This is a genomic window from Rhodococcus shunpengi (genome assembly GCF_048381395.1).
Classification (GTDB): domain Bacteria; phylum Actinomycetota; class Actinomycetes; order Mycobacteriales; family Mycobacteriaceae; genus Rhodococcus.
In genome coordinates this window covers 759,085-772,246 of sequence record NZ_JBLWIU010000012.1, presented here as the reverse complement: position 1 = coordinate 772,246, position 13,162 = coordinate 759,085, and the positions used below count along the sequence as shown (strand labels likewise).

The 13,162-nt window shown below is 67.6% G+C and carries 14 protein-coding genes; 4 read left to right on the top strand and 10 right to left on the bottom strand.

All coding sequences use genetic code 11. The annotated features are described in order from the left end of the window. Positions 1–2: 2 nt before the first annotated feature. The 5 genes from ACNJ7K_RS08875 to ACNJ7K_RS08855 are packed head-to-tail and all read right to left on the bottom strand — an operon-like array spanning position 3 to position 4,934. Positions 3–1,343 (bottom strand): MFS transporter, encoded by a 1,341-nt coding sequence (locus ACNJ7K_RS08875; RefSeq protein WP_120280636.1) that lies wholly within the window; start codon positions 1,341–1,343, stop codon positions 3–5. 36 nt (positions 1,344–1,379) lie between these two features. Further along, entirely contained in the window at positions 1,380–2,840 is a 1,461-nt protein-coding gene (locus ACNJ7K_RS08870) for an FAD-dependent oxidoreductase (RefSeq protein WP_487041494.1), read from the bottom strand. Then, positions 2,837–3,634: an SDR family NAD(P)-dependent oxidoreductase gene (locus ACNJ7K_RS08865; RefSeq protein WP_120283742.1), complete on the bottom strand. Its 798-nt coding sequence runs from the start codon at positions 3,632–3,634 to the stop codon at positions 2,837–2,839. Before ACNJ7K_RS08865 ends, ACNJ7K_RS08870 begins: the two co-directional genes overlap by 4 nt. Next, complete coding sequence (locus tag ACNJ7K_RS08860; RefSeq protein WP_120280638.1) at positions 3,627–4,457, bottom strand: SDR family NAD(P)-dependent oxidoreductase; 831 nt, start codon at positions 4,455–4,457, stop codon at positions 3,627–3,629. The genes ACNJ7K_RS08865 and ACNJ7K_RS08860 overlap by 8 nt, the downstream gene beginning before the upstream one ends. 48 nt (positions 4,458–4,505) lie before the next feature. After that, positions 4,506–4,934 carry a nuclear transport factor 2 family protein gene (locus ACNJ7K_RS08855; RefSeq protein WP_120280639.1) on the bottom strand — a complete coding sequence of 143 codons (429 nt, stop codon included), beginning with the start codon at positions 4,932–4,934 and terminating at the stop codon, positions 4,506–4,508. 179 nt (positions 4,935–5,113) lie between these two features. Between ACNJ7K_RS08855 and ACNJ7K_RS08850 the strand changes: the two genes are divergently transcribed. The 3 genes from ACNJ7K_RS08850 (at position 5,114) to ACNJ7K_RS08840 (ending at position 9,087) form a co-directional block, all read left to right on the top strand. Continuing rightward, entirely contained in the window at positions 5,114–5,776 is a 663-nt protein-coding gene (locus ACNJ7K_RS08850) for an IclR family transcriptional regulator (RefSeq protein WP_183070593.1), read from the top strand. Between the two features lie 107 nt (positions 5,777–5,883). Further along, complete coding sequence (locus ACNJ7K_RS08845) at positions 5,884–7,389, top strand: YhgE/Pip domain-containing protein (protein ID WP_487041493.1); 1,506 nt, start codon at positions 5,884–5,886, stop codon at positions 7,387–7,389. 114 nt (positions 7,390–7,503) lie between these two features. Further along, positions 7,504–9,087 (top strand): bifunctional 3'-5' exonuclease/DNA polymerase, encoded by a 1,584-nt coding sequence (locus ACNJ7K_RS08840; RefSeq protein ID WP_487041569.1) that lies wholly within the window; start codon positions 7,504–7,506, stop codon positions 9,085–9,087. On the opposite strand, the gene ACNJ7K_RS08835 is transcribed toward ACNJ7K_RS08840, so the two are convergent. From ACNJ7K_RS08835 to ACNJ7K_RS08820, 4 genes are read right to left on the bottom strand one after another with little or no spacing between them, the layout of a single operon-like run. Further along, on the bottom strand, positions 9,060–9,956 hold the full coding sequence (locus ACNJ7K_RS08835) for a DNA-3-methyladenine glycosylase 2 (protein ID WP_487041492.1): 897 nt from the start codon (positions 9,954–9,956) through the stop codon (positions 9,060–9,062). The genes ACNJ7K_RS08840 and ACNJ7K_RS08835 overlap by 28 nt on opposite strands. Next, positions 9,953–10,549: a methylated-DNA--[protein]-cysteine S-methyltransferase gene (locus ACNJ7K_RS08830; protein ID WP_120280643.1), complete on the bottom strand. Its 597-nt coding sequence runs from the start codon at positions 10,547–10,549 to the stop codon at positions 9,953–9,955. Before ACNJ7K_RS08830 ends, ACNJ7K_RS08835 begins: the two co-directional genes overlap by 4 nt. Further along, on the bottom strand, positions 10,537–11,052 hold the full coding sequence (locus ACNJ7K_RS08825) for an RNA polymerase sigma factor (protein WP_174246974.1): 516 nt from the start codon (positions 11,050–11,052) through the stop codon (positions 10,537–10,539). Before ACNJ7K_RS08825 ends, ACNJ7K_RS08830 begins: the two co-directional genes overlap by 13 nt. Next, positions 11,039–11,569, bottom strand: coding sequence for a methylated-DNA--[protein]-cysteine S-methyltransferase (locus ACNJ7K_RS08820; protein WP_120280645.1), 531 nt, complete (start codon positions 11,567–11,569; stop codon positions 11,039–11,041). The genes ACNJ7K_RS08825 and ACNJ7K_RS08820 overlap by 14 nt, the downstream gene beginning before the upstream one ends. Before the next feature lie 108 nt (positions 11,570–11,677). Here ACNJ7K_RS08820 and ACNJ7K_RS08815 point away from each other — a divergent pair, with 108 nt between their 5' ends. Continuing rightward, positions 11,678–12,400 (top strand): ribulose 1,5-bisphosphate carboxylase large subunit, encoded by a 723-nt coding sequence (locus ACNJ7K_RS08815; RefSeq protein ID WP_120280646.1) that lies wholly within the window; start codon positions 11,678–11,680, stop codon positions 12,398–12,400. A 113-nt stretch (positions 12,401–12,513) separates the two neighbouring features. Here ACNJ7K_RS08815 and ACNJ7K_RS08810 read toward each other — a convergent pair whose 3' ends face one another. Next, positions 12,514–13,134, bottom strand: coding sequence for a TetR/AcrR family transcriptional regulator (locus ACNJ7K_RS08810; protein WP_120280647.1), 621 nt, complete (start codon positions 13,132–13,134; stop codon positions 12,514–12,516). Between the last annotated feature and the right edge of the window lie 28 nt (positions 13,135–13,162).

Sequence of the window (13,162 nt, the reverse complement as noted above, 5' to 3'; positions counted from 1 at the left end):
GACTAGTCGGTGCGGAGTTCGATGCCCTTCGTCTCCTCGATGAAGAAGACCGCACCGAGGGTGAGCAGCGCGCAGAAGACGAAGTATCCGGCCGGTGCCAGCGAGTTCCCGGTGACGTCGATCAGCCACGTCGCGATGAACGGTGCGGTGCCACCGAGGCACATGTTCGTCACGTTGTTTCCGAGGGCGATACCGCTGTATCGCACCGAGGCCTTGAGCATCTCGACGTAGGTGACGAAGGAGGCACCGTTGACCACCGACACACAGATGAACAGCACGGATTGGCCGACGATGGCCTGCCAAACAGTGCCACCGGACATCAGCATGAACATCGGGACACCCACCACTGCGGAAGCCGCGCTACCCGCGAACAGCACCGGCTTGCGCCCGTACTTGTCTGCCAGATAACCCGAGATCGGCAGCGTGATCACGCCGAGGATCAGCGCGAGGCAGGTCGACAGGAACGCCACGGACGACGACAGACCGCCCGTCGTCTGCAGGTAGGTCGCGGCATATACCGATGCGATGTAGTAGCCACCGATGATGAGCGCACCGAGCAGGATGATCTTGACGACGCTTCCGCCCGACGTCTTCAGCAGCTCCGCGATGGGCAGCTTCTTCGTCTCACCCTTTTCCTCGAGTTCCTCGAACTGCGGGGTGTCCTCGAGATGATTACGGATCCAGATGCCGACGACACCGATGACCACGCTGAGCAGGAACGGGATACGCCACGCCCACTCGAGGATCTGCTCCTCGGTGAAGAGCGTGGTGATGCCGAGCGCGACCAGGGAGGCGACGAGCGAACCGAGATAGGTACCGGAGTTGACCAGCGACGTCTGTGTGGCTCGCCAGCGGGTGGGCGCGGACTCGGAGACGAATGCGTTCGCGCCGCCGAGCTCGCCACCTGCGGCGAAGCCCTGCAGGCAGCGTGCGAGCACGAGCATGACCGTCGCCCACACGCCCAGGGTGGCGTAGGTGGGCATCAGGCCCATGGCCGCCGTCGCGACGACCATGAGCAGGATCGTCCATGACAGGGCGTTCTTCCGGCCGTACTTGTCACCGATGTGCCCGAAGAAGATGCCACCGGGCACCCGGAGGAAGAACGCCACGGCGAAGGCCGCGAACGTTCCCAGCAGAGCAGCTGTCTCGTCTTCGGCGACGAAGAACAGGGTGGCGACCATCGTCGCCATGTAGCCGTAGATACCGAAGTCGTAGTACTCGACGATGGTGCCGACGACCGCGGCACGGATCACCTTCGTGGTCGACTGCTTCGGCTGCGCCGGATCGGCATTGCCCGCCTGTGGCGGACTTCCTGCGGCGGGGACCGCGTCGGATCGGAGCATGATCTTTCCTTTACGGGTTCGAGGGGACGGCCGGCGTCACACGCCGGCCACGCCGAGTTCGGCGGGCGGCGTGGCACCGGAAACAGCTGCCCCTGCCGCGTTACGGCCGGCGATGCGGCCCATGGTCAATGCGTTGGCGACGGCGTTGCCACCGCCCACATAGCGGAGGCCGAGGATGCCGGCGCCCGCTTCTCCGGCTGCGTACAGGCCGGGGACGACGTTCCCGATCGTGTCGAGAACTTCGGCGTTCTTGTTGATCTCGAGCCCCGCGTGCGTGCACACCAGTTCGGCGGGCAGCATACGCGCCGCGTAGAACGGCCCCTGTGCAATGGGGTCGGGGTTCGAGGTGGAGCCCTTGTTCGCCAGGGTGCGGTGCCGCAGGAAATCCTCGTCGACGCCGTGGGGCAACTGAGTATTCCAGCGCTCGACCGTGGTGGTCAGAGCGTCGGCGGGCACACCCATGAGTTCGGCGAGTTCGGCGAGGGTATCGGCGCGCAGAGTGCGCCCGGCCTCGGCCTCCTCGGCGATGCGGTCGGCATCCCAGTCCGTGTAGCCGGCCGGCAGTCCGAGGCGCGCCTTCTCGTCGAAGACCGCCCAGACCGGACCACCCTGCCTGTCCATGAGGCCGCCGGACACCGCGTAGGAGGCGTCCTCGTCCATGAACCGGCGCCCGGTGCTGTTGACATACACCCGCGACTTCGGCGGGAAGCCCGCCTGCCAGTGGTGGTACCGCTGGAAGTAGGCGGTGGGCATGGTCAGCCCCCAGTCCCGGCCGGCGATGGACGATCCGACCTGCTCACCGAAGGCGAAGTGGTCTCCGCGGCTTCCCGGGCCCGCGACGACGAACAGCGAGTCACCGGCCGCGAGCGGATACGGGTAGTACTGCTCGAGTAGTTCGCGGCTCTGCGCGAACCCGCCCGAGGCGACGACCACTGCGCGCGCACGGACCTCGATGTCGTCTGCGACCACACCGACCACGCGGCCGTCCTCGACCATCAGTCGCTGCACCCGCGTGCCGAGGACCGCTTCGACACCGTGTGCGCGACGTGCACGGTCGAGGGTCTGGACGAGTCCGTAGCCCTGGTCCTTGGGCACGTGGCCGCGCCACACGTCCTCGACGCCGGCTTGGCACAGGCCCGGCATGTGTGCGTTGGACGACTCGCGTGCGGGGATGTCGACACCGAGCCCGATGAGCCATTCCAGGGTCGGCCCGGCGTTCTCGCAGAAGGCACGGACCAGGCCCGGATTGAGGGTCCAGTGGTTCAGATCCATGTAGTGCTGGAAGAACTTCTCGGCGGAGTCCTCGATACCGAGACCACGCTGCACACTGGTGCCTGCCGCGGTGAACAGTCCTGCGGAGAGCTGCGTCGACCCACCCAGTTCGGTTTCGGATTCGAACAACAGGACGCTCGCGCCGGATTCGGCAGCGGACACTGCGGCCGCGAGACCGGCACCGCCACCACCGATCACCACGACGTCGATGATGTCGTCGTTCATGAGAGTTGATCTCCCGTCTCCGCGATGATGCGGTGGTAGAGGCCGTTGGACGTCAGGCCGCCGTCGACGGTCACTTCGCTGCCGGTCATGTAGGTGGAACGATCCGAGAGCAGGAACAGCACCGCATCGGTGATCTCGTCGACGCTCGCCATGCGTGCGGTCGGAATGCTCGCGAGTGCGGACTCGACGAACGCGTCGGCGCCGCCGAGCAGTGCCGTACCGACCAGGCCCGGATGAACCGAGTTCACGCGGATCTTCCAGCGGGCGAGGCCGCCGGCGGCGGACTTCGACAGGCCCGTCAGTCCCCACTTGCTCGACGAGTAGGCCGGGGAGAAGTACCCGATCTGCCCGGCGATCGACGAGATGTTGACGATGGAGCCGCCGCCGCTGTCGCGCATGAGCGGAGCAACCGCCTTGATGCCGTAGAACGGCCCGAACAGGTTGATCCGCATGGTCTTCTCCCAGACGTCGTCCGGGGTGTCCATGAACTCGAGGCGTCGCGAGATTCCGGCGTTGTTGATCAATCCGCCGAGTTCTCCTCGCTGGGAGCGGATCTCGTCGACGACCCTCTCCCATGCCGCAGCGTCGGACACGTCGAGCGTGTGCGCCGACGCGGAACCACCGGCTGCCTCGATCTGTTCGACGACCTCGGACGGGTCGTGGATATCCGCAAGGCACACGTGCGTTCCCCGCGCAGCGAGCGCGCGGGCATGATTGGCGCCCATCCCGCCGGCAGCGCCCGTGACGAGCACGACCGCCGGGTACGACACGGATTCGGCGACACCGTCAGACATGACGCGATCCACCGTCGACTGCGATCGAATGTCCGGTGACGTAGCGGGCGCTGTCGGAGAGCAGGAACAGCAACGGTCCGAAGACCTCTTCGGGGGCACCGAGCCGGTGCAGCGGGACGACGTCGAGCGCGTGCTTCAGTGCGGCCGGGTCCTCCTGGACCCACCGGGTCATCTCGGTGTCGATGTAACCCGGAGCGATCGAGTTGACACGGATGCCCTTGTCGCCGAACTCGACTGCCAGCGATTCGGTCAGATGGGCGACGGCGGCCTTGGAGGCGCAATACGCACCGCGGCCCTTGCGCACGCGCAGCGCCGAGACCGACGACATGTTCACGATCGCGCTACCGGGCTCCATGTGCCGCGCCGCGGCCTGCGAACCGAAGAGCACGCCTTCGACGTTGACGTCCAGGGTCGCCGCGATCTGTTCCTTCGAGATCTCCTCGGCGAGGGCGAACGGGAAGATGCCGGCGTTGTTGATCCAGAAGTCGATGCGACCGAACTCCTGCAGCGCGACCTGAGCGAGCGCCTCGTGCTCTGCCGGATCGGTCACGTCGACACGTGCGCCGATCACCGTGCCGGGCGTCTCGACGAGGGCTTCGACGGCGAGATCGGTGTTGATCTGCTCCGCGGTCTCCTTCATCTGCACGTCGTTGATGTCGCCGCCGACCACATGCACGCCGCGCGTGGCCAGACCGCGCGCGAACTGGGCACCCATGCCGCGAGCCGCGCCGGTGACGACGGCAACCTTGCCGGCCATCTCCGGGTAGAGGGCGACGATCTGGGTGGTGACGGTACGGCCCGGGTTCTGGGCGTCAACGGTCATGGGTGATTCCTCCGAGAATGTGGAACGAATAGGAAAGAGATGCGACGGTCAGCTGTCGTCGCGGGAGACGACGCGGCGGGCTATACGCCATTCGCCGCCGGTGCGCACGACGCGGTCGTCGAGGGTGGTGAACCGGACGAGCTTGGATTCGCCGCCACGAACGGTGGCCACGATCTGCAGATAGGCCCGCACACGGAGGGTGTCGTCGTCGACGCGGTAGGTGGCCAGATTCGTGACGACGTGCCGGTGCACTTCTCCTGCAGCCTGCGCGCCGGCGTGGAAACGCTCGGCGAAGGCCGCAAGGTCGTCGGTTCCTGCCACGGGGGCGGGGTAGCTCGGCGAGCAGAACTCGCCGTCGGCGGTGAACGTCTCGGCCCACTCGCGCGCAGAGCCCTCGTCGATGAGGTGGCTCTGCCGCCCGTAGAGCTGGTGGATGTGGGCGAGAACCGCCGCGTCCACGTAGTCGGTCCGTGTCATGTCGTACGAAAACCATCCGTCGTGTGTGCGATAATCGCACTCGGTGTGCGATTAACGGAAATGCTAGGTGTTACAGTTCACAGACGTCAAGGGAGGTAATGGGGGTCATGACACAAATGCGGGATGTACCTGCACAAACGGGGGATCTGGATCTGCCGCGGATCGAGCCGGATGCCGGCATGTCCAAGACGCTCCACAACGGTCTGGAGATCCTGGAACTGCTCGCGCGGAACCCTCACGGCCTGTCGGTCAGCGAGATCGCCGAGAGCCTCGACGTACACCGCACGGTCGCCCACCGACTCGTCCGGACACTCGAGGCGCACCGACTGTGCCGCCGCGACGACCACAAGCGCATCTCGCTGGGCACCGGCCTGGTGACACTGGCCGAATCCGTCGAGCAGGACCTACGAACTCTGGCCCGCCCGATCCTCGAGGACCTCGCCGACAGCGTCGAGGCCACCGCCCACCTCGTCGTCCGCGAGTCCGACACCATGGTGCGCGCGATCATGGTGATCGAACCCCGGCGCTCCGATGTCCACATCGCCTTCCGTCCGGGCCAGGTCCATCCGCTGGATCGAGGCTCGGCCGGTCTGGCGATCCTCGGATCCATGCCGCCACGCCCCGACGAACGCCCGGAAGTGACCCGGGCGCGGCAGACGGGCTATGCGGTCTCCGCCGGCGAGGTCGTATCCACCACCATCGGAATCTCGGCAGCGGTGCCGACCCGTCCCGGGGGTACCCAGGCGGCGATAGGCGTCTCGGTCTTCGATGCCGCCGATGAAGCCCGACTCGCGGCGGCCGTGGTCTCTGCGGCGGAGGCTCTCGGCGACTTGCTCCGGTGATCGATGGCGGGTGACGACCTCGGAGTGCCGGATCACGCCGGCCCGCTCCGCGTGTACTCGAGCACTCGAGCCCTCCGACAGCACACACCTGTGTGCACAATCGACAGGTGAGTTCAAACCGGTCGACTACCGATCCGCACCACGGCACCCTGCGCAGCCCCCGCTTCTGGCTCGCGCCCTTCGCTGTCGTCGCGGCGGTGATGAGTGCCCTGGCGTACTTCTATCTCGGCGCACTCCTCGATCCGAGCGAGAACCTGAGACAGTTCCCGATGGCCATCGTCAATCAGGACGTCGGCGATGTGCTGCCCGGATCGGACGAGCGACAGAACTTCGGCGACCAGATCACCGAGGGCATCCTCGACGGCATCGATCCCGAGGAGATCGATCTGCAACGGATGGGGATCTCGGCCGCCAACCAGGGACTCGACGACGGCAGCCTGTACGGCGCGATCGTCATCCCCAGCGACTTCACCAAACGCATCTCGATCCTCGCGCAGGCCTCGGTGGTTCCCGGCGACATCGAGAAACCGATCATCACCCTGTACACGAACCCCCGGACGGGCGCGTTCGCGACGGGCATCGTCACGACGATCGGCGACCGCGCGCTGACCCAGGTGAACGACACGGTCGGTCAGCAGCTCACCGAAACCGTCACGGCGACGCTCGCCGAGTCGGCACCCGACCTGCAACTGTCCGGCGCCTCCAGCCTCGTCCTGGCCCAACCGATCGATGCACTCACCGTCGAGCACAAGCCGCTGCCCGACGGGACGGGCGCGGGTCTGTCCGCCTTCTTCTACACCCTGCTGCTGATCCTGGCCGGCTTCACAGGCGCCACGATCATCAACGCGGTCGTCGACAGTGCCCTCGGTTTCGTGCCCACCGAATACGGCCCCCTCTATATCGCGAGGGAGACCACCCGGATGTCACGCATGCAGGTGCTGGCACTCAAGTGGGGCATCACGGTGGTCATGTCGTTGATCGTCTCGGCGTTGTACCTGTGGATCTCCACCGCACTCGGCATGCCGGCACCGCGCGCGTTGCTGCTCTGGGAGTACGGGGCACTCGCGATCTCCGCGGTGGGCATCACGTCCCTCGCGGTGATGTCGATCTTCGGTGCAGCGGGTCTACTGGTGAACCTGATCGTGTTCATCGTGCTCGGCCTGCCGTCGTCCGGCGGCACCATCCCGATCGAGGCCACCCCGCGGATGTTCGAATGGTTGTCGACCTTCGAGCCCATGCACCAGATCTACCTCGCGGTGCGGTCCATCCTCTACTTCGACGGACGACCCGACGCCGGGCTCGGTCACGGCGTGACGATGACGATCGTCGGACTCGTGTTCGGTCTCGTCGTCGGCGCCCTGGTGACGTGGATCTACGACCGCGTCGGTTTCCATCGGGCCGCGGACGCACCCGTGCGTCTGCCGTGGCGACCGTCGCGACAGCACGATCGGGGTTCGACGGTCGCGGCCGACACGGTTCGCTCGGACGACAGCGTGGACTCCGGTGAGGACGATCGTGAGGATACGGACGGATACTTCGGCAGCTCCGAGCATTCGGGCGAAAGCGACTGGCCCGCGAACGAAATGGGGGACCCCGCCGCGCGTCGGGGGTAGCGGCGGAGTCCCTCCCTCACCACGGTAGTGGCGGTCCTCGCGCGGGTCGCTCTCGATACGGGTGATTTCAAGGGTGAATCGAGGGGTTACCGCGCGTCGGAGTCTGCCGCCGTGATGGAGCACACTGTATGGGTGCGCACGGTCGTCGTTCCTCATCCTGCGGACGGCCGGGGCCGTCGCGGTGCAAGCATCGTCGAGGTCGACGCATCCGGTGCGCCGCTGGGTCCGGTACGGGAGTACCCCGAATTCCCGGATGCAGTCGCAACGATCGAAGCCGAATCGCGACCGCGTTGGGTATGGACCTCGACGGCAACGGTCTATCCCGAGTTGCTCCGCGCCGGGGTCCGAGTGCAGCGATGCCACGACCTCGCCACCACCGGTGCCATCCTCGCCGTGCGCGAGGGCTTGAGCCCGCCCACTGCGGAGGAGCCGGTCGACGAGCGGCCCGGTCTCTTCGATGCGACACCCGAGATCGACGTCGAGGCGGTGGTCGAGCAGTTCGCCGAGCAGCGGCGCCGCATCTCCGGCGACGCCCGCCTCGAGCTGCTCACCGCCGCTGAATCGGCCGGCACGCTCGCAGCGGCCGAGATGGGTTTCGACGGGTTGCCGTTCTCGGCGCAGGCGCATCGTCGCCTCCTCGAGGACACCCTCGGGCCGCGCCCGACCGGCTACGACCTGCCGAGCCGCATCGCCGAGGTGGTCGAGGAGATCAGCGCCGCCTTCGGCCGCACCGTGAATCCCGCCTCGCACAGCGAGGTGCTCGAGGCGTTCCGCCGCGAGGGCATCACCGTCGAGTCGACCCGCAAGCACGTGCTGCAGCGGATCGACCATCCCGCGGTGCCATTGTTGTTGCGGCACCGTGAGCTGTCGAAGTTGTACAGCACGAACGGTTGGCACTGGCTGGACACCTGGGTCCGTGATGACCGGTTCCGCCCGGTCTACGTTCCCGGCGCCGTCGTGTCGGGCCGGTGGGCGAGTCGCGGCGGTGGCGCCCTGCAGATCCCCAAGGCGCTGCGATCGAGCGTGATCGCCGATCCGGGCCGGTCGTTCGTCGTCGCCGACGCGGGTCAGCTCGAACCGCGCATCCTGGCGGCGATGTCGGGCGATCGGCGCATGGTCGCGGCTGCCGGTTCGGACGATCTCTACGCCCCGGTCGCTGCGGCGTCCTTCGGCGGCGACCGCGCGAAGGCGAAGGTCGCGGTGCTCGGCGTGCTCTACGGGGCTACATCGGGCGACGCGCGCGCCCTGTTGACGGTGCTGCGTCGCAGCTTCCCGACCGCCGTCGACTTCGTCGAACGTGCCGCCCGTGCGGGTGAACGTGGCGAGGTGGTGCATTCGTGGTTGGGCCGTGCGTGCCCACCCGCTCCGGAGGGATTCCATTCGCACGGTGATGCGCATGCACGCGGGCGGTTCACGCGGAACTTCGTCGTGCAGGCAACCGCGGCCGAGTGGGCGCTGTGCGTGCTTGCGGAACTGCGACGGCGGCTGACCACCGATCCCGACCCGACAGCCGGCGATCTCGTGTTCTTCCAGCACGACGAGGTGGTGGTGCACACCGGCAATCCGGAACTCGCGTCGTCGCACATCACCGCCTCCGTCGAGGTGGCGACGCGCCTGATGTTCGGCGACACGCAGGTTCGTTTCCCGATGGACACCGCCGTTCGCAACGTCTACGCCGAGGATGCGGGCGGTGAGTAGGTGGCGTGTGTCCACAGATGCATGACGGCGTACGCCCGCCACGGCCGCCATCGTTCGGCGCGCTCGGCGGCTTCGCGTGCGCTCTCCACCTGCAGGGCTCGTCGGAGAACGAGGTCGCCGGACGGATACGCATCGCGGTCGCCGAGTCGTAGAGCGAGATAGTCGACGGTCCACGGACCGATCCCGGGGAGCGCGAGAAGATCTGCCGCGAACGAGGGTTGCTCCGGCGCCACCCCGTCGGCCGCGGCCCGGGCCAGTTCGGAGACGGTGCGGGCACGTGACTGTGTCGTGCCGATGACGGCACGCAGGTCGCTCTGCTCGACCGTCGCGAGTCGGTGCGGCCCAGGGAAGCACCGCAGCCCACCGGGTGCGTCGTCGCCGAAGGCCGCGACGAGACGTCCTGAGAATGTGCATGCCGCAGCGACACTCACCTGCTGCCCGAGCACCGTGGACACGGCGGTGGCGAACCAGTCGGTGGTACCGAGCACGCGCAGACCGGGATGGGTCTGCACGAGAGGTCCGAGCACGGGATCGGACTCGAATGCCGCATCGACGACGGACGGGTCGACGCCGAGATCGAGCCACTGACGGATCGTCTCGCCGACCTCCTCGACATCCGCACGACCTGCGGTCTCGACGTGAACCTCGAGATGTCGCACGTCCCCGCCTCTCCCGCCGTCGGGTGTCGCCGGGTCGTCGAAGCGGACGGCGACGTGCGCGGCTCCGCCGGTCGTGCGGATCGCGCGGTGATGAGTGCCGGTGGCGCTGTCATGGTGTTCGTAGCCGGGGACGGTGTGGCTTCGCAGCGACGCCAGCATCGGACCCACCGCAACGGGTTCGGCCACCGGGAACCTGAGGGTGGTGATCACGCGACCGACTCGAGTTGCAGCAGTGCCCTCTTCGCCTCGACTCCCCCGACGTACTGCCCCATGCTGCCGTCGCTGCGTACCACCCGATGGCACGGCACCACCACGGGCAGCGGGTTCTTCGCGCACGCCGTTCCGACCGCCCGTACCGCCCGCGGGCTCCCGGCCGCGGCGGCGATCTCCGCGTAGCTCGCCGTGCGCCCGTATTCGATCTCGGGCAGTCGCGTGATCACCTCGCGCCGGAATCCGTCGGCGAGACGCAGATCGAGCGGAACGTCGAAATGTGTCCTCGTACCGGCGAAGTACTCGTCGAGCTGCCGGACCACCGGGTCGAGCCGACCCGGCGCGTCGAGAACGCGCGGGCTGATCCGGCGGGAGAGTTCGTCGAGCACGGCGTCGGATCCGCCGGCGACGTAGGCGACCCGCACGAGCCCGACGGTGGTGGTGGCCAGCAGGAGCGGACCGACGGGGGTGTCGACGACGCGGAACGCGACATCGAGCAACCCGGCCGCCTCGGCGTCGAGTACGAGCTTCTCCCGCAACCACGCGAGATCGGCCGATCCGACCGAGGGTTGTGGAAAGTTCATGAGCGACATCCTGTTCCGTGTTCGATCCGACGACGCAACGCCGCCCGACCGTCGGCCGCCGCGCGACGTGCCGCGGCCGGGCTGTTGCCGAGGATCGTGCCGATCTCCGCGTAGGGCAGGCCTCCGACGTAGTGGTAGACCAGCGCCGCACGCTGCGTGAAGGGAAGTTCGGCGACCGCGCTCCACAGTTCGTCGTCGCCCTCACCGGGGTTTCCCGTGGCCGACGCGGGTTCGGGAAGGTTCTCGGTGGGCACCGGCGTCCGCCCGCGCACACGGTGGATGTCGACGGCCTTGCGGTGCGCGATGGTGACGAGCCACGCTTCGATGTTGCTGCCCGGTGGCAGTTCAGGGTAGGCGCGCAACGCCGCGAGGAAGGTCTCGGACCAGGCGTCGTCGGCGTCGACGGCTCCGAGCAGTGCGCGACAGACCCGGAGGACCGTCGCGCCGTGACGGGTGACCACCTCGTCGAAAGGAGGCAGGCTCGCCCGCGGTAGGTGATCAGGCAGGGACATGGGTATCGCCGGCGACACCGGGCTCGGCGGAACTCAGCACCCGCGCCTCCTGGTCGAGCAGGAAGCGTTTGCGCTCGAGACCACCGGCGTAACCGGTGAGCTTGCCGCTGCTACCGATGACGCGATGGCACGGGACGATGATGCAGAGCGGGTTACGGGCATTGGCCGCAGCGACCGCCCGTACCGCGGTGGGCCGGCCGAGAGCGAGTGCGATCTCCGAGTAGGTGCGCGTGGTGCCGTACTCGATCGTCGTCAGCGCCTGCCACACCTCGCGTTGGAACGGGGTTCCGACGGGAGCGATGGGGACGGTGAACCGGGTGCGGCGACCCGCGAAGTATTCGCCGAACTGGGTGATCACTTCGTCGAACCCCTCGGTGACCTGCTCGCCGAAACCGGCGCGGTCGGGCGCGGGGTGATGCTCGGCCATGTACACGCCGCTCAGGACGCCGTCGGTGTTCACCAACGTCAGCTCGCCGATCGGTGTGTCGATGACGGTGTGGGTGCGCAATGCGGTCACGGCCTCGATCCTTCCATCCGGTGTGTGCTCTGTACCGGGTAGACGAACGGGACGCCGAAAATGTGAGGTCCGTGATCACGACGATCGGACGTACTGCACTATGACGACATGATCTCGCTGCCTGTGCCCGCGCTCGGACTCTCGGTCGCCGGTTCCATCGTCGACGTCACCCGGACCGTGCTCGGACGCACCCGCGAGACCGCCGAGTTCGCGCTGTCGCTCCCGGCGCGGGTGGAAGGACTGCTCGGCGAGGCCGAATCGCTCATCGGCTCGGTCGAATCGCTGATCCGCCGCATCGACAGTGTGGTCACCGACGCCACCGACATCGTCGAGGGAGCGTCGGTGGCCGTCGCGCAAGCGACCCAGGTGATCGCCTCGACCATCGGTGTGGTGGAGGAAGCCGCCGATGCGGTCACGCGCGCCACGGAGATCATCGACTCGACGGGCGGGGTCGTGCGCGATGCGACGGTGGTCGCGGCAGACGCGCGGATCGTCGTCGAATCCGCAGGCCGCAGCTCCGACGCCGCCGGGGAACTGCTCGAGACCTACAAGCCCCTCGCCGAACGAGCCGCTCCCCTGGCCACCCAGTTCGTCGAGGAGTTCTCACCCGAGGAACTGCGCGCCGCGATCAGGCTCATCGACCGACTCCCCGAGATCACCGAGCGGGTCGACGCCGTGCTGCCCATCATGGCGACGCTCGACACCGTCTCCCCCGAGATCCACGAACTGCTCCTCGTCGCGAAGGACGTCCGACAGGCGATCGTCGGTGTGCCCGGCTTCAACTTCCTGCGCCGACGCGGGGAGGAGAAAGAGATCAACGGTGATGACTGACCGCACTGCGGTCGGGACGACTGACCGCACCGCGGTCGCGACGACTGACCGCACCGCGGTCGGGACGACTGACCGCACCGCGGTCGCGACGACTGACCGCACCGCGGCAGGCTCTACCGGTGGGCCGTCGAGAGGAACTGGTGTGTTGCCGCGTCGACGATCTCGTCGGGCGAGATGGCGAGCTCGTCGTTCAACCACGCCGTGACCAGTTCGGCCAGACCGCCGACGAACAGCAATCCGTTGATCTCACCGCGCTCGGGCGGCCATGCCCGGTCACCGTACATTCGGGTCGCTTCGTCGGCGACCATCTGGGCGAAACTGCGTAGCGACGCTCGCCTGTGGGTGCGCAAGGGTTCGAAGCCGGCGGACTCGATGAGCGAGACCCGGCCTTTACGCGGGTCGTCGGTGAGGATCGCGACGAACGACGCGATGGCATTCCGCACGAGGTCTTCGAGTGTGCCCGTGCCGGTGCGGAGCGCGGCGAGTACGGCTTCGCGCACCTCGTCGGCGATCTTGTCGAGGACCTGCCGCAGCAGATCGTCCCTGCTGCCGAAGCTCTCGTAGAAGTACCGCTCCGTCAGCTTGGCGTGTGCGCAGATGGCGGTCATGGTGGCGCCGCTCTTCCCCGAGGCCGCGAACAGTTCCAGTCCTGCCTCGAGCAGGGCTTCGCGGCGCAGGGCGACACGCTGTTCGCCGCTCAGACCGGCGTAGCGGCGGGGCGCGGGGGAAGTCATGGGACCGATCTTGACAGACCGGATAGAT

Excerpts from the sequence above, each read along its gene's own strand:
- ACNJ7K_RS08875 (WP_120280636.1), bottom strand. The coding sequence starts at position 1,343 with ATGCTCCGATCCGACGCGGTCCCCGCCGCAGGAAGTCCGCCACAGGCG.
- ACNJ7K_RS08870 (WP_487041494.1), bottom strand. The coding sequence starts at position 2,840 with ATGAACGACGACATCATCGACGTCGTGGTGATCGGTGGTGGCGGTGCC.
- ACNJ7K_RS08865 (WP_120283742.1), bottom strand. The coding sequence starts at position 3,634 with ATGTCTGACGGTGTCGCCGAATCCGTGTCGTACCCGGCGGTCGTGCTC.
- ACNJ7K_RS08860 (WP_120280638.1), bottom strand. The coding sequence starts at position 4,457 with ATGACCGTTGACGCCCAGAACCCGGGCCGTACCGTCACCACCCAGATC.
- ACNJ7K_RS08855 (WP_120280639.1), bottom strand. The coding sequence starts at position 4,934 with ATGACACGGACCGACTACGTGGACGCGGCGGTTCTCGCCCACATCCAC.
- ACNJ7K_RS08850 (WP_183070593.1), top strand. The coding sequence starts at position 5,114 with ATGTCCAAGACGCTCCACAACGGTCTGGAGATCCTGGAACTGCTCGCG.
- ACNJ7K_RS08840 (WP_487041569.1), top strand. The coding sequence starts at position 7,504 with ATGGAGCACACTGTATGGGTGCGCACGGTCGTCGTTCCTCATCCTGCG.
- ACNJ7K_RS08830 (WP_120280643.1), bottom strand. The coding sequence starts at position 10,549 with ATGTCGCTCATGAACTTTCCACAACCCTCGGTCGGATCGGCCGATCTC.
- ACNJ7K_RS08825 (WP_174246974.1), bottom strand. The coding sequence starts at position 11,052 with ATGTCCCTGCCTGATCACCTACCGCGGGCGAGCCTGCCTCCTTTCGAC.
- ACNJ7K_RS08815 (WP_120280646.1), top strand. The coding sequence starts at position 11,678 with ATGATCTCGCTGCCTGTGCCCGCGCTCGGACTCTCGGTCGCCGGTTCC.
- ACNJ7K_RS08810 (WP_120280647.1), bottom strand. The coding sequence starts at position 13,134 with ATGACTTCCCCCGCGCCCCGCCGCTACGCCGGTCTGAGCGGCGAACAG.